The following is a 15464-nucleotide window of genomic DNA, read 5'->3' on the forward strand; positions in this document are numbered from 1 at the left end:
CGCGATTATAAATGGACTATTCGTTCTCATGAACGATAGCATATTCATATCCCTGCTCCACCAAGAACATCTGACGGTTTAATGCAAACTCCTGTTCCTTACTATCCTCTGATACCAGCGCATAGAAATATGCTTTATTTTCCCCCGCTTTCGGTCTCAGAATTCGTCCCAACCGCTGTGCCTCTTCCTGCCTTGAACCGAAACTCCCGGATATTTCAAGCGCAACAGCAGCATCGGGCAGATCTACAGCAAAATTGGCAACCTTCGATACAACAATCGTTTTAATCTCTCCACGTCGAAAAGCGCCAAACCATTTGATTCGCTCCTGCTGTGACATGGTTCCCGAGATTAAAGGTGCTTCAATTTCCCGGGCAATCAACTCTAGTTGGTCTAGATATTGTCCAATTACTAGTGCAGGTAAATCCCGATGACGTTCCAGCAAACGCTTCACCACACGTACCTTCGCCGGATTCTCTGCAGCCAATCGAAATTGATGCTTAACCTCGGCTTGCAGATAATTCGATCTTAATTCCGGGGAGAATGGGATACGTATCTCCTGGCATTGTACATCAGCAATCCACCCTTGCTGCTCCAGTTGTTTCCACGGCATGTCATAGAGCTTCGGACCAATTAACGAAAATACATCCTGTTCACAGCCATCCTCTCGAACCAACGTGGCTGTTAATCCCAGCCTTCGCGTAGCTTGAATATCCGCAGTTGCACGAAACACCGGCGCTGGAAGCAAATGTACTTCATCATATATGATCAGCCCCCATTGCCGCTCACTGAGCAGTTTGATATGGGTAAAATCAGCATCTTTTGATTTCCGGTGTGTAAGAATCTGATATGTAGCTACAGTCACAGGTTTCACCTGTTTTTTCTGACCTGAATACTCACCAATCTGTTCGCTGGTGATCGTGGTTTTGTCTTGAATTTCCTGAATCCACTGTCGCACAGACGTTGTATTGGACGTCAAAATAAGGCATTCACATTGAAGCCGCTCCAGCACGGCCATGCCAATGACCGTTTTGCCTGCCCCACAAGGAAGTACAAGTAGCCCGCTTCCTCCCATGCCCTCACTGCCTTCGAATGCGTCCACAGCCTCTTTCTGGTAAGAACGCAGTGCAAATCGCTCAGAGTGAGCCCCTGAATCATTGGTTCGCCATTCAAATGAAAGCTCGGTTCCCTTCCGATACCCCACGTAATCAAGTACGGGGTAACCCAGTCGTGTTAATTCCCTTTTTAATAACCCTCGCTGTTCTCCCGGGAGCATAAGTTGATGAGCGTCCTTACGTTCCATACGAAAGGCAGCTATCGTTTTCAATCCACTTAATTCATCGAGCAACCGTTCATCCTCACTGTAAAGGCGCATTCTGGTGTGATCTGCTTCGGAATGCAGCTTTAATTTGCCATACTGATCCATAATTCTCCGAACATCCTGTATCAGTGCAGCAGGCACGTTCCAACGCGATACCAGCTCCAGACTTGCGATGACCTGATCTGAATTCCACCCTAGCGCAGCTGCATTCCAGAGCGACAGCGGAGTGATTCGGTAGGTATGAAATGCTGCGGGTGTCTTGACCAGTTCAGCATACATCCCAAGCTGCTCTCTTGCCCTTTCGAATCCGGGGTGGCCGACTTCCAGCAAAACTGTAAAATCTCGCTGAACAATGCAAGCATCCGTTCTACCCATATGTTCTGTTCCTTCCATTCGCGCCTTCCTCCTATCACAAAAAAAGTCCAGTTCCGGCAGCTTCCGAAAATGAACCTGTATAATTGCGAGTTCAACAATTCTTATTTCAGTACCGAAAAGTGGACTTATTGAACAAACTCTAAAAAATCCATAAAAAAACACCCTGCCCATACCTCGGTATGAACAGGATGCCCAACTGCATCTAAAGTCATTCGGCTGTGTAACCCTTAGCCATGGCGATAAATAATCTCACAGCCGTCTGCATCGCATCTTCGTCAAAATCAAACATCGGATGATGATGCGGATAGATCGCATTTTTATCCGGGTTGCCTGCTCCAACAAACATAAAGCACCCTGGAACCTTCTGCAGATAATACGCAAAATCTTCCGCTGGCATCAGCATCGGGGAGGCTTGTACTCGTTCTGCCCCAAATAACTCTGTAGCTTCCCTGAAGAAACGTGCTGTCTCCTGTTCATCGTTCACCACAGGTGGATATCCCATAATATATTTCACTTGCGTCTCTGCTCCATAGGCTGCCCCTGTCTGGTCTACCATGGTAAGCACACGCTCTTTCATCACGTTTCGGGTCTCTTCATCAAACGTTCTAACTGTACCGCTCATTTTACATTGCTCTGCAATTACATTCTGAGCAGATCCCGCCTGCATTGTGCCAATGGTCAGCACCGCCGGTTGTAAGGGGTCCACCGAACGGCTGACAACCGTCTGAAGCTGCATCACAAGCGCAGAACCCGCGATAAGACTATCTATTGTCGATTGCGGCATCCCGCCGTGTCCACCTTTGCCTTTAATCTCAATGTAAAAATCGTCCGCCGCCGCCATCATCGGTCCTGCTTTACTGGCAACCACACCTACAGGGAGCGGGGTCCACAGATGAATTCCGTATATGACATCTACACCTTCAAGCGCACCATCCGCAATAACCTGGACTGCACCGCCTGGAAGAAGTTCTTCTGCTGGTTGGAATAAAAAGCGAATCTCTCCTCGAATCTCCTGCTTGTGACGGCTGAAATACAATGCCGTACCGAGCAAGATGGAGATATGACCATCGTGGCCGCATGCATGCATTGCTCCTGCTTGTTGTGAAGCATACTCGATATTCTTTTCATCCTGAATCGGCAGTGCGTCCATATCAGCTCGCAGCATGACGACAGGACCCGGCTTGTCGCCACGGATTGTACCAATGACCCCGTGACCACCAACATGACGCCTTACTTCAACGCCAAAGCTCTCCAACATATCCGCTACAAAAGAAGATGTCTTCTCCTCATGAAAGGAAACCTCTGGATTGCGATGAAGGTGACGCCGCCATTCCACCATGTGGATCTGCAGATCTTCCCACCATATATTATTAGTCATGTCTCTCCATCCTTTCAATCTTGAACGGGACTTATATCAAGCCCGAACCTGCCTCTTCGAACCTATTGCTGTATATTGTAGCAGAATTGGAAGAAAACCGATACGAAACGCCCTTGGAAAGCTTGCACGGGAAGGGGAAACATACTATCATGAACTAGAGAAATACTCGAGAAATTATACTCGGAAGCTTATGAGGAGGATCAAACGCTTATGATTTTTGAGAATACAGGCTTGGATGGCTTGAAGAGCGACTTGGCATACCTGGATGAGAGCGCCGAGAAAGTCGGATTTGTCCGGTGGCAATGGGAATATTACCGCGCTACATACGACTACAAAATTGAAGATGAACAAACCAACTCAGAATACTTTGTACGCATTAATACCCGCGCCGTGGAAGGCAAATTGGAAAAACCGGATACCGTTCTTGCTGTTGAAGCAGTGTACCTTGGCAAAGCCACCTTCCCTCACGGCCTGGACTATGACTCTTCCGTTCCTCAACCAGTCGTGAAGCTGGCAGCCCAAAAATTACAGCAGCTTAAAGAACTGCTGGAAGCATAGGCTGGGCCAAACGATGAAACAACAAACGGCCCAAACGAAAACGAAGAGAGGCACGCCGGATTTTCAACTGCTAATCCTCACTTTATTGTTGGTGGGCTTTGGACTGGTGATGGTATTCAGCTCCAGTTCCAGCATTGCAATCGCAAGCGACAGATTTAACAATGATGCCCTTTACTTCACGAAAAAACAACTTGTGTGGGCGATTATCGGTCTATTTGGCATGTTCTTTGCCATGAATATCCGCTTTAACAAGTACAAAAAGCTCTATGCACCCTTTTTCCTGCTTACTACGGTCATGCTGGTGATTGTTTTGATCTCAGGCGCAGTATTGAACGGTGCACGAAGCTGGATTCACATTTTCGGCTTCAGTCTTCAGCCTGCAGAGTTCGCAAAAATTGCTATCATTCTCTATCTCTCTGCTCTGATCACCAAAAAAGGTGAGAAATTCAGAGTTTTCAAGACAGGTTATTTTCCCGTCTTGTTCATCGTTGGATTCATCGCAGGACTGATCATGCTGCAACCAGACTTTGGTACCACCTTCATTCTGGTGTCCACTTGTGGTCTCTTGATTTATGCCGGTGGAGCCAGTATGAAACATATCTTAGGTTCGATTCTCTTGGTTGTACTCGGTGGAGCCCTGGCGTTCGGAGCAAATTCCCTATTTTCTTCCATGTCTCCCTCCGACACGACGACCGCTACAACAGCAGTCACTGCGGAGCAGAACTACAAGATCGGACGTATCCAAGCTTTCCTGAATCCATTATCCGATATTAATGGCGGAAGTCTTAACCTCTACCGTTCCCTTGTTGCCATTGGTGATGGCGGCATGACAGGTTCCGGGATTGGACAAGGTACGATGAAGCTTCACTATTTGCCAAATGCGTATAATGACTTTATTTTCTCCGTGATTGGTGAAGAACTCGGGTTCATCGGAAGTACATTATTCCTGCTCGTTTACCTGTACTTCATCTGGCGAGGAATTATTGTCTCTCTCCGCTGTCCCGATCCATTCGGAACATTGGTCGGCATTGGCATTATGGGATTGATCGCGATTCAGGCATTTATCAACATCGGTGGTGTAACTCAAACCATTCCGGTGACGGGTGTCACGCTTCCGTTTATCAGTTATGGGGGTACCTCACTCTTTGTGATGATGGTCGCCATGGGCATTCTGCTCAGTATCTCGCGCACCAACAATCTGGACGTAATCAAGGAAGAAAAAACGAAGTCAGTGACTGTACAGACACAGACTCGTACCTCTCCTGCTCTTCGTTCACGGGAGTCCATTCGTCGGATTCGGTAAAAAACAACATAAAAAAAGGCTGTGCACCTAATGGATGCGCAGCCTTTTTGTGTGTACTCGTTTGACAATTCTGTCTATCAAGATGAAGAACAGGTTGATGTATCCTGTTCTCCATTGCGGATTGCGATGTCTACAGATCGTCGCCTTTGAAAGATACGCCTTCTACCTTTACATTGACTTCAACCACGCGTAATCCGGTCATGGTCTCTACCGCTTCTCTTACGTTCTGCTGAAGCATACGGGAAACTTCATGAATCGGGGTTTCGTACAGGACGATGATGCGCAGGTCAATGGCTGCTTCCAGCTGGCCGACCTCAACGCTCACGCCTTTCTGTACGTTTTTACCGCTGAGTCGCTTCGCCCAGCCCTCTGACAAACCTCCAGACATTGCGGCAATTCCGGGCGTTTCCATTGCAGCCATTCCGGCAATTTTCGCAACCACGTCATCGGCAATCCGGATGTTTCCGCTCTCCAGTTGAAGTTGTTCTGCCATGCCACATCCTCCTTCACTTCGTTACTCGTATTTTAAATCCTTTCCACCCCAAAAAGCAAATTAAACTCAAAAAGATGCGTTTACAACCTACCACCATTTGGTTATATTGAAATATGAAAATAATCTCATAAACGATTTACATGCAATTCAAAACAAAATAATTTTATAACCGAGGTGTTTGTTGTGAGAAACCGGATTTCATCCATTTTGCTGATTGTGTTCTTTGCACTCAGTGCCATCGCCCACTTCTTGAAATGGGATTCGATTCTACAGTTCGTGATATCAGCCATTTCGGTTATTTTTGTGGCCGGTTTTTTAGGCAAAGCCACCGAAAATGTTGCCCACTACGCCGGACAGCGGTTGGGTGGATTCTTGAATGCGACCTTCGGCAATGCCGCCGAATTGATTATTGCCATTTTCCTCGTTAAAGAGGGGCTGTTCGACATGGTTAAAGCAAGTCTGACAGGATCCATCATCGGTAATCTGCTGTTAGTGCTTGGGTTAAGTATTTTTGCCGGGGGACTCAAATTCAAAATTCAGAATTATAATGTTTCACTCGCAGGTCTGAATGGTTCCCTGATGATTGTTGCCATCATTGCCCTGTTTATTCCGGCAGTCTTTCTCAATACACATTCCATTACACAGAAAGACACCAATACACTTAGTCTCATCGTAGCCGGATTGCTCATTCTCGCGTATATTGCCTGGTTATTATTCTCCATGGTGACGCATAAGAACTACCTTGCAGACGTCACTGAGGATCGCGATGAAGAGCTGCCGCATGAACATGCTCCGGCATGGTCCAAGAAAAAGTCTATTCTCTACCTGGTGCTTGCAACGGTCATGGTTGCCTTTGTCAGTGAATGGCTGGTCGGCACGCTTGAAGTCTTCACTTCGGAATTTGGACTTAGCGAACTGTTTGTCGGTGCATTCCTGGTGGCCATCATCGGTAATGCGGCCGAACACAGTGCAGCCATCATGCTTGCCATGAAAAATAAAATTGGAGCCGCCGTCGAGATTGCGGTCGGCAGCAGTTTGCAGATCGCACTTTTCGTAGCTCCTGTACTGATTTTTGTCAGCTACTTCACAGGCAGAACCATGGATATCGTATTTACAACCATTGAACTGGTCGCCATCGGCGTATCCGTATTTATTGCCAAATCCATTACCCAAGATGGTTCAACCAATTGGTACGAAGGCCTACTCCTGCTCGTGGTATATATCATACTCGGCGTATCCTTCTTCCTGGTGTAACCAGGCCTTACGCATCCATCATCATAATAAACAAGCCACAAGAGGCAGCCCAATGTACATTTGGAGCTGTCTCTTTGCTTGTATACGCCTTCTGGCTGGCTTGTATCCCCATCCCGTTCAGACGCACAAAAAAAGCATGCATAAACGCCTGCATGCCTTCTATTCTGACCCGCGCATTTGCAGGCTATTGCTCATTCTTCTTGTTCAAGGCTTCATATAGAATTGCCAAATTCCGCTCAAGCGCGCTAACCAGCTGCTTACCTGCACCTTCTGGAAGGAGCCCTGCACGAACAGCAAAATCAACTTCCTTGGAGAACCCATACATCTGTGTATCCAATACTTCCTCATAGAGAGGGCAGTAGCGGGTAGCCAGATTCTCCATCTGTACTTCAATAAGCTTCTGTATTTTATCTGCATCTTCTTGAAGAAGACTGATCGCTTTCAAATTCAGCTGGTCCTGCAGATCAGATGAAGTCATGCATTTTTCCCCCCTATGTCCCAAAAATCGCGTAAAGACGTTCTACCTCTAATATTAGACGAAATGAAGAGCTAATACAAGAACCTGACCAAAATAAGAACGCAAAGTTAAGCCTGCTGTTGAAGCTTAATCCTCCTGTTCCAGTCCCGTCCAGATGAGTATTCAGATCATTCCATACCAAAAAACACCCCTGCCAAAAAAGGCAAAGGTGCTTCTTGAGAGCTATTACTCAGATGCGATGCTTACATTCAGTCCATGCTTGGCAAATACTTCTGACATGGCTGCTTTTGCTTCAACTGCATCTGGACCATGAACATGCAGTTCATAGCTGTGCGTGCTGATCAGCGTTGTAAACAATCCGAGAATACTTTTTACATCGATATACTTGTTCTCCGAATGAAGCACGATTGAAGAAGTAAACTTGCCTGCTGTTTGAGCAATTTCCACTACAGCCGCGTTATTACTCGACATAGGAATCCCTCCGTCTTTTTACGATTGGTATCATCTATTAATTACCACTACATGATACCGTGAATCCGCTTTCCTAGCAACAGCAAAATCCTGTTCCTATTTCAAACGGTCCGGATTCAGGCATTCCAGCTCAGGAATCACAAAAATACCGTCTTTACGAATCAGCACATCGTCAAAATAAATCTCCCCGCCGCCATAATCCGGACGCTGGATCAACACTAGATCCCAGTGGATGGACGAGCGGTTGCCATTGTCTGTTTCTTCGTAAGCCTGACCTGGTGTAAAGTGCAAGCTGCCTGCAATTTTTTCATCGAACAGAATATCTTTCATCGGATGCAGAATATGCGGGTTAAATCCAATTGCGAACTCACCGATATGACGAGCACCCTCATCCGAATTCAGGATTTCATTCAAACGCTCAGTATCGTTGCTTGTCGCTTCAATGATTTTCCCATTCTCAAATGTGAACTTGATATTTTCAAATGTCACTCCGTTATACAACGTTGGTGTGTTATAACTGATCGTTCCGTTCACGGAATCACGTACAGGGGCGCTGTACACTTCACCATCCGGAATATTTTTTTGCCCGGAACATTTCTCTGCACCGATATCTTTAATGGAGAAGCTCAGATCTGTTTCCGGTCCGGTAATGCGAACTTTATCTGTACGCTTCATCAGGTTAGCGAGTGAGTCCTGCGCTTTGTCCATTTTGGCGTAATCCAGGTTACATACGTCGAAGTAGAAATCTTCAAACGCTTCTGTACTCGTATTGGCGAGTTGCGCCATACTTGCGTTAGGGTAACGAAGTACAACCCATTTCGTATGTTTGACACGTTGTTCACTATGTACCGGGTGGGAGTACAATGAATTGTACATTTTCATTTTTTCTTCCGGCACATCGGACAGATCATTCACATTTTCTCCCGCACGAATACCGATATAACAATCCATCTGCTTCATACGGTTCAGATCAATCTCTGCCCATGTTTTCATCATTTCTTCGGTCGCATTTTTCAGCATAGCACGCTGTACGGTCTTATCAGTCAACTGTACAAAGACGTTACCACCTTTTTTGCCTACCTCTTCAATGATGGCGTTAATCAGATCACGTTCTGATCCAATCATCTCAACCAATACATTTTCACCAGGCTGCACATCTACAGAATAGCCCACCAGGCTTGCTGCAAGCTTTTGAATTCTTGGGTCTTTCATCTTGGTAAAATCCTCCTGTCTTCTGCCATGCTTGAATTGAACAACGGTAAATTACGATACTATTGTAGCACGCGAACAGTCATCCCGTCAGCAGGCAGTCCCTCACTTCGTTTATTGATATGACTTGAAGTTTACATCGGTGACAAGGGCTTCTTTGTTATTTTTACGGTTGTTGTCCGTGTAACTCACCTGACTTTCAGAGGATAAGCGAAGAGGCAGACTGCTCTTCCGATCTACGGTGAGATGATATACCGTCTGTACGCTCGCTTGTTTCATCATCTGTTGCATCGTTATTTCACCCTGTTTCCAAACTTGATCCAGATCCTTCTCAAGCTTCTCTTTACGCGCGCCTTTCACCGTAGAAGCCTTATGCATATATTCTGCCCGAATGGCGTTCATTTCGTCGTTCAGCTGGGCTACAGCCCATGTTTTGGCATCTTCCGGTGCAAGTTCAATCCGTAATGTTCTGGTTCGACGACCGGCCCCATATTCGGATTGAATGGTTTTGTTCATCTTGTCTATCTTCTCCATCTGGGCAATTGGATTAAAGCGGGAAAGAGAACCACGAAGCGGCTCATGTTGCGCTGATAATGCCATCCACTGCCCTTGTTTCCGCTCGAAAGAGGCGCTAAACCCACTGGGCTGTCCATTATTTTTTACGGCAGTCGTATGAATGCCTGTGCCCACAGCAGTTACTTCACCAGGTAATCGGGTCTGAAGGGTCAGACGGTCATGATTCTCCAGCTTTCCTTCGAATTTGAACTGATTCTCGAACAATCCACTGTTCTCCCGTCGAAGTCCTGCTTCTCCTTCAAAACTTAATGTTTCTTTTCCCGCTATCCCCGATAAAGCCAAGGAAAAAACCTCTTCAGGCGTTCTATCTCGCTGGATGAATCCACAACCCGGGACACCAATCATCAAGATGCTCACTAATAACCATAACGTACGTACCGAATGGCGGTTAAGCATGTCTATCTTCACCCTTCCATGAACTTTCTCCATAGATTGCCCCGCCCGTATATGCTTATACTTCCTTCTATACACAACTTGATCACGAATACATAAAAAAAGAGAACGACTCCGCAAATGGAATTGTTCTCTCTTAACGCGTTATATCCTGTTCCTCTACAACAATTCTGTTCCGACCACCATTCTTCGCGCTGTACAAGGCCATATCAGCCCGATAAAACAAAGACTCTACGCTAACCTTCTCATCCATCCAATTCCACTCTGCGATGCCACTGGATACCGTAACGAGTGGTCTGGTCTCTTCTGCAACTCTCTTTCGAATCACTTCCGCATAATCCAGCGCCTGACGTACACTCACCTGTGGCATATAGATCGCGAGTTCTTCTCCACCCCATCTGGCGCATATATCCTCCGTGCGAACCGAACTGGTGACGATCTCACTCACTTGTTTCAGTACTTGATCGCCAGTCTGGTGTCCAAAGGTATCATTCACCTGTTTGAACTGATCAATATCCACCACAATGAGGGAGCCACAGAATTCATGAGCCTGTCGCTCGTGAATGACACTATCCAGATAATGCCTCACGTACAGACCTGTCAACATATCCAGATTAGCCAAGCGCCGAACCTCGGCGTGTAACGTGGCATTTGACAGCGCTAGCCCGATATGGATGGACAACATCTGTAAGAGCCGATAATTGTCATATGAAAAATAATGCTCTCGACTGTGTCCCAGCAAAATGGCTCCCTTCACTTCACCATTAACTCTAATCGGTGAAGCAATCAGTGACATAGATCCCGTATCTTCCATGAAAAAGGAGGAGACTTTATCATATTGCGCATAATTGGTTATAATAAGCGGTTCCTCTGTTCGATACACCAAGCCTGCAATACCGTAGTCCACAGAAAAAGATTGGTGAAATACATCCTTCACATTGGATGACATGACTTCGAAGTCGTTTGTACTATCATTGAGTTGAAGAATGCAACATGTTTCAGCCTGAAATATTTCCTTCAACTCCTGCTCGGATAATTGATAAATCTCCGAAAGGTGCAGGCTCTTGTTTAAACGCTGTGTAAGATCATTGATTAGACGAAGTTCCTGAATCAACATATTGGATTGTTCGTGCAACTTGGCGTTCTCAAAGGCCGTGCCTGCAGTGTCCACCATCATGGTAATCAATTGCAAGTCCGATTCTTCCATGATCTCTTCATTCATTTCAATATGGAACACACCGTATATGCCTTGTTTTCCTTTCAGCGGAATACCTACATCTACAATGCGGTCTTCTCCATCATCGGAACGAGCAACGATCAGTTTGCCTGCCATAAATGAACGTACACAGATATCTTCTCCCCGCTCGTGGACAAGCAACGGTTTAATCCGTGGATTATAGTTGCTCTGATCCTGAGACATATAGAGTTTGATATAGGTGGCCGGGTACAGGTAGTCCATACTGTCAAATACCTCATCCAATATGGCCTCGACATCCATTTTGTCATGCATTCGCTGAACAATCTGAAAGAGGATAGACCTCCGGTGTTCCTCACGCGCTGTTTGTTCATGAGCATGTAACAGGTCCGTCATAAATATGTATTCAAATCTTCGGTAAAAGCAGGTGCGGTAATGCAATGCCTCAGATCGAACCACAGCTTCAGACGTTTCATATCGATTGGATTCATAGATCACAGCAGTGAATACGGCAAACATATCCTTGTTCGTTCTGGAGAATAAGGGGTGTGTTATCAGGAGATATTCTCCATGGTCGCTAGTCCCTCTGAGAGACAGGGCCTGTCTTTTATCCAAACATTCCAATACAAGCCTGCGTGCATCCAACCCTGGATCAGCCTCATGATCACGATCGTACCCTACACAATCGCCTTCCGTGTTCCATACGCTGTAATAGGTTGATCCCTTGTCTAGGCCTGAATCTGCTTTGGAGTTCCAGTCACTGTATGCCTGCTCTAGCAAGCTGCCCAAATATGAAAAATCAAAAGGTGTGATATCCATTTTTTGCATCCACAACACATGCTCTTCATGAGAACGAGGAGCGGAAACAGATGCGGAATCGCCCGAACTTCGTGAATTCAAGCTGGCAGGTAAACTTCTTAGATGTTCTAACATGTCAGGCGCTCCTTTGCACCGTTTTTGCATCCACCAGGATGCATTAATCTGCAGACGTTATCGCAAACCTGCAAATTCGTCACGATCACCTTATTACATAAAGATGATTTAAAGTTAAGATACAATCTATTTTACTCTGTTTAAAGCTTTTTTGCATCCATATTTCAGAAAATTGTCCCATTATTTTAGGCCCAATGACCTATCGACAAATTTAGACGTTTTTTTGCTTTTATTCTACGCTTGACTTTGGTTCTCTTAAACTGTAATATAAATTGTTGATGAAGACTACTAATGGGTCTTTAAATTTGGGCATTACCGGTTGTGTCACCCTCATTCTTTTTGTTGCTTTCAGGACAGCGGCTGAACTTTCCTGATCGTTCTATGCGAGGCCAAGCCCGCATCAACAAATTGGAGCGCAAACAGAGCCCTAATATGAACTTTAACTAAAAAGGAGCTACTTTAAACATGGCACGTTACACTGGTCCTAAATTTAAATTGAGCCGTCGCCTCGGCATTTCCCTTAGCGGAACAGGCAAAGAATTGAAACGTCCTTTCCCTCCAGGTCAGCACGGAGCTAACCAACGCAGAAAAATGAGCAACTACGGTATGCAATTGCAAGAAAAACAAAAATTGCGCCACATGTACGGTTTGGGCGAGAAGCAATTCCGCACACTGTTCTCTAAAGCTCAAAAAATGCAAGGTATTGCCGGTGAGAACTTCATGTTCTTGCTTGAGTGCCGCCTTGACAACCTCGTTTACCGCCTTGGGTTTGCTAACTCCCGCGCTGGAGCGCGTCAGTTGGTAGCACACGGTCACGTAACTGTAAACGGCAAAAAAGTCGATATCGCTTCTTACCAAGTAAGCACTGGCGATGTAATCGGCTTGCGTGAGAAGAGCCGCGCTCTTTCTTCCGTTAAAGAAGCTTTGGAAGGCCGTTCGCATCTTCCAGCTTACGTTGAATACAACGAAGCAGCTGTAGAAGGTAAATTCATCCGCTTGCCTGAGCGTGCTGAATTGTCCCAAGACATCGATGAAAAACAAATCGTCGAGTTCTACAACCGTTAATCGTTGCAATCACATTAAAGTTTCAATCCAAACAGCTGTCGAGATTTTCTCGACAGCTGTTTTTCTATGCTTTTTTCTATTTATCTTCATTAAAAGACCTTAATTAACGATATAAAATATAGACTCCCTTTAGGAGAAGCACACATCCATACAATCATCACAAGAGTTACATCAAGGGGGATTACACATGAATTTTTTTCGCAATCGCAAGCTCGCTGTTAAGCTGGGACTTTTACTCGGGATCGTATTGCTCTGCTGTATTGGAGCCCTGATTGCATTTAACACCAAATCGATTTACGACAAAAGCCTGCAATACGGGGAAACCGTTGCGGGACAAGCAGCGAATCGTGCTACGAACGAGTTCATGACAGACATGAACCAGGTCAAAAACACATTGGACACCATGAGTATCACGTTATTGGATGCCGCTAAGAACGGCTCACTCAATCGCGAGGAAGTCGTTAGACTTCTTGAGCAGTATCTGAAAAAGGATGAGAAAGTTTTTGGCTTTTATACGGGCTGGGAACCGAATGCCTTTGATGGAAACGATGCGAGTCACGTCAATAAAAATGATTATGATGATGCTACGGGTCGATTTGTTCCATACGCCATACGGGACGGCAACTCTCTGCATTTTGAGCCGCTCACGACCTATGAGGGAAACAGTGAAACCAGTACATATTATCAGCTGCCCAAGAAAACCAAATCCATCTATTGGTCAGAGCCTGTTACCTATACGGTTGGCGGGAAAGAAACACTACTCGTTTCGATTGTCCTCCCTCTCTTGGATGAAAACAACACTTTTCTCGGTATTGTTGGGGCCGACTTTACCATTGATCGTTTTCAGCAAAATATAGCATCACTCAATCCGGATCAAGGTTATGCCATGCTGATTACTAGTGAAGGACAGATCGCTGCGCACGGCTCCAAACCGGAACTGGCTAATGCAGACGCCGTCATTCCACCTGATATGAAGACGGTCATTCAGCGTATACAGTCCGGCGAGTCTCAGTTTTATGCCACTGATCCCGAAGTAGGGGAAGAGCTGTTTATTGCTGAACCTGCCAGGTTACAAGGAACAGATTCGAACTGGTATCTTGTATCAGCACTGCCAAAGAGCCACATTCTTCAACCCTTCTATGACAGCTTGAACTGGTCCATACTGATTGCCGCACTGGCTGTACTTCTGCTTGCAGGTGTGGTTACCTACACCATCATCTCTATTGTTAGACAATTAAATCAAGTTAATATCGTCGCTGGGCAGCTGGCTGGCGGAGACTTGACACAAAAGTTACCTGTCCGATCCAAAGATGAATTTGGCGTCATGGCAGGTCATATGAATCAGATGATGGATACCCTGCGACATACCATATCGGTTATATCCGAACATGCTCTATCTGTAGGCTCAACTTCTCAACAGTTGACCGCAGGTGCCGAAGAAACAGGTAAAGCCGCCGAACTGATTGCCTTAACAGGAGTCGAACTTGCAGATAAAGCAGGTAAACAGGTGCAGGAGCTGCAAGAGTCCTCCCGTTCCATGAATGAAATATCTGTCGGGATCGGAAGAATAGCAAAGGCCGCCTCCGATGTATCCGATTCATCGCGAACGGTGGCCGAACGAACAACCGTCGGAAGTGATAAGATTCAGTCCGCCATGCGCATGGTCGATAGTGCCACTTCATCTGTGCAGACATCGATGACCGCACTGGAGAATTTCCGCCAACGTTCCGAAGAGATTGGCCATATTACAGGCATGATCACGGAAGTTAGCCGTCAAACCAACCTACTCGCACTTAATGCTTCCATTGAAGCATCACGAGCAGGGGAACACGGACGCGGGTTTGGCGTTGTTGCTTCCGAGATTCGTAATCTGGCTGAACAATCCAGAGTATCAGCAGCGCAGATTGCAGCGTTAATTCATAGCGTTCAGCAAGAGGTCCTTTCTCTCGTTGAAAATATGGAACATGGAAATTCCGAAGTTATTCATATTGCGGACGTGATTAATGAGAGTGGTGAGCTCTTCCTCTCCATCTCATCACAGATTTCAGATGTTAATGTGCAGATCGAGCATGTCTCAGCCATTGCACAGCAGATGTCAGCTGGATCACAGCAGGTTGATGCCACGTTGGAACAACTCAAAACCATCGGTCATGAAACAGCTGATCATGCAACTCGTGTTGCTTCTGCCTCTGAAGAACAACTCGCATCCATGGAAGAGATTACGGCGGCATCTGCCTCTCTGGCTAATCTTACCCAGGAACTCTTAGAACTGATTCAACGTTTCAAAACCTGATGTAAAAGACCTCCAATACGACACATCATTCAGGCCACCCTATGCACCTCAGCATGGAGGTGGCCTGCTTATATTTTGGCTTACAACTCATGAAATGTGCTTCAATATCGCATGATATATAGCATAATGCATGGCAGAATGGCAAATTTCGACCATTACTTGTATTTCTCAG

13 protein-coding genes are annotated in these 15464 nt (G+C 45.9%); 5 read left to right on the top strand and 8 right to left on the bottom strand.

Features of this window, described 5'->3' with window-relative positions:
* Window positions 1-16: 16 nt before the first annotated feature.
* Entirely contained in the window at window positions 17-1711 is a 1695-nt protein-coding gene (locus NLBNIHML_RS07540) for a DNA repair helicase XPB (protein WP_494354108.1), read from the bottom strand.
* A gap of 190 nt (window positions 1712-1901) precedes the next feature.
* Window positions 1902-3071 carry a M20 family metallopeptidase gene (locus NLBNIHML_RS07545; protein WP_339307023.1) on the bottom strand — a complete coding sequence of 390 codons (1170 nt, stop codon included), beginning with the start codon at window positions 3069-3071 and terminating at the stop codon, window positions 1902-1904.
* 210 nt (window positions 3072-3281) lie between these two features.
* Here NLBNIHML_RS07545 and NLBNIHML_RS07550 point away from each other — a divergent pair, with 210 nt between their 5' ends.
* Window positions 3282-3629 (top strand): YugN family protein, encoded by a 348-nt coding sequence (locus NLBNIHML_RS07550; protein WP_017687430.1) that lies wholly within the window; start codon window positions 3282-3284, stop codon window positions 3627-3629.
* A 13-nt stretch (window positions 3630-3642) separates the two neighbouring features.
* On the top strand, window positions 3643-4932 hold the full coding sequence (ftsW, locus tag NLBNIHML_RS07555; protein ID WP_494354109.1) for a putative lipid II flippase FtsW: 1290 nt from the start codon (window positions 3643-3645) through the stop codon (window positions 4930-4932).
* A 130-nt stretch (window positions 4933-5062) separates the two neighbouring features.
* Here ftsW and NLBNIHML_RS07560 read toward each other — a convergent pair whose 3' ends face one another.
* Window positions 5063-5425, bottom strand: a complete 363-nt coding sequence (locus tag NLBNIHML_RS07560; protein ID WP_017687428.1) for an Asp23/Gls24 family envelope stress response protein — start codon at window positions 5423-5425, stop codon at window positions 5063-5065.
* Between the two features lie 183 nt (window positions 5426-5608).
* Between NLBNIHML_RS07560 and cax the strand changes: the two genes are divergently transcribed.
* On the top strand, window positions 5609-6679 hold the full coding sequence (gene cax, locus NLBNIHML_RS07565; RefSeq protein WP_339235714.1) for a calcium/proton exchanger: 1071 nt from the start codon (window positions 5609-5611) through the stop codon (window positions 6677-6679).
* A 184-nt stretch (window positions 6680-6863) separates the two neighbouring features.
* Here cax and NLBNIHML_RS07570 read toward each other — a convergent pair whose 3' ends face one another.
* The 5 genes from NLBNIHML_RS07570 to NLBNIHML_RS07590 all read right to left on the bottom strand — a co-directional run bounded on the left by NLBNIHML_RS07570 (window position 6864) and on the right by NLBNIHML_RS07590 (window position 11934).
* Window positions 6864-7157: an Fpa/YlaN family protein gene (locus NLBNIHML_RS07570; protein ID WP_017687426.1), complete on the bottom strand. Its 294-nt coding sequence runs from the start codon at window positions 7155-7157 to the stop codon at window positions 6864-6866.
* Between the two features lie 225 nt (window positions 7158-7382).
* Window positions 7383-7628 (bottom strand): HPr family phosphocarrier protein, encoded by a 246-nt coding sequence (locus tag NLBNIHML_RS07575; protein WP_036614658.1) that lies wholly within the window; start codon window positions 7626-7628, stop codon window positions 7383-7385.
* Window positions 7629-7724: 96 nt separating this feature from the next.
* Complete coding sequence (locus NLBNIHML_RS07580; protein ID WP_253439101.1) at window positions 7725-8840, bottom strand: aminopeptidase; 1116 nt, start codon at window positions 8838-8840, stop codon at window positions 7725-7727.
* Window positions 8841-8951: 111 nt separating this feature from the next.
* A complete protein-coding gene (locus NLBNIHML_RS07585; RefSeq protein WP_339235716.1) occupies window positions 8952-9842 on the bottom strand; it encodes a hypothetical protein in 891 nt (296 codons plus the stop codon).
* Between the two features lie 100 nt (window positions 9843-9942).
* Window positions 9943-11934 (bottom strand): sensor domain-containing diguanylate cyclase, encoded by a 1992-nt coding sequence (locus tag NLBNIHML_RS07590; protein ID WP_339256335.1) that lies wholly within the window; start codon window positions 11932-11934, stop codon window positions 9943-9945.
* 465 nt (window positions 11935-12399) lie between these two features.
* On the opposite strand from NLBNIHML_RS07590, the gene rpsD reads away from it, so the two are divergent.
* Window positions 12400-12999: a 30S ribosomal protein S4 gene (gene rpsD / locus NLBNIHML_RS07595; RefSeq protein ID WP_062835377.1), complete on the top strand. Its 600-nt coding sequence runs from the start codon at window positions 12400-12402 to the stop codon at window positions 12997-12999.
* Between the two features lie 187 nt (window positions 13000-13186).
* A complete protein-coding gene (locus tag NLBNIHML_RS07600) occupies window positions 13187-15292 on the top strand; it encodes a methyl-accepting chemotaxis protein (protein WP_494354110.1) in 2106 nt (701 codons plus the stop codon).
* Window positions 15293-15464: the final 172 nt, after the last annotated feature.

This window comes from Paenibacillus sp. JNU01, assembly GCF_059130585.1.

What these genes read in the sequence shown, in the direction of transcription:
- NLBNIHML_RS07540 (WP_494354108.1), bottom strand. Translation starts at nt 1,711, where the DNA reads ATGGAAGGAACAGAACATATGGGTAGAACGGATGCTTGCATTGTTCAG.
- NLBNIHML_RS07545 (WP_339307023.1), bottom strand. Translation starts at nt 3,071, where the DNA reads ATGACTAATAATATATGGTGGGAAGATCTGCAGATCCACATGGTGGAA.
- NLBNIHML_RS07550 (WP_017687430.1), top strand. Translation starts at nt 3,282, where the DNA reads ATGATTTTTGAGAATACAGGCTTGGATGGCTTGAAGAGCGACTTGGCA.
- ftsW (WP_494354109.1), top strand. Translation starts at nt 3,643, where the DNA reads ATGAAACAACAAACGGCCCAAACGAAAACGAAGAGAGGCACGCCGGAT.
- NLBNIHML_RS07560 (WP_017687428.1), bottom strand. Translation starts at nt 5,425, where the DNA reads ATGGCAGAACAACTTCAACTGGAGAGCGGAAACATCCGGATTGCCGAT.
- NLBNIHML_RS07570 (WP_017687426.1), bottom strand. Translation starts at nt 7,157, where the DNA reads ATGACTTCATCTGATCTGCAGGACCAGCTGAATTTGAAAGCGATCAGT.
- NLBNIHML_RS07575 (WP_036614658.1), bottom strand. Translation starts at nt 7,628, where the DNA reads ATGTCGAGTAATAACGCGGCTGTAGTGGAAATTGCTCAAACAGCAGGC.
- NLBNIHML_RS07580 (WP_253439101.1), bottom strand. Translation starts at nt 8,840, where the DNA reads ATGAAAGACCCAAGAATTCAAAAGCTTGCAGCAAGCCTGGTGGGCTAT.
- NLBNIHML_RS07585 (WP_339235716.1), bottom strand. Translation starts at nt 9,842, where the DNA reads ATGGAGAAAGTTCATGGAAGGGTGAAGATAGACATGCTTAACCGCCAT.
- NLBNIHML_RS07590 (WP_339256335.1), bottom strand. Translation starts at nt 11,934, where the DNA reads ATGTTAGAACATCTAAGAAGTTTACCTGCCAGCTTGAATTCACGAAGT.
- rpsD (WP_062835377.1), top strand. Translation starts at nt 12,400, where the DNA reads ATGGCACGTTACACTGGTCCTAAATTTAAATTGAGCCGTCGCCTCGGC.
- NLBNIHML_RS07600 (WP_494354110.1), top strand. Translation starts at nt 13,187, where the DNA reads ATGAATTTTTTTCGCAATCGCAAGCTCGCTGTTAAGCTGGGACTTTTA.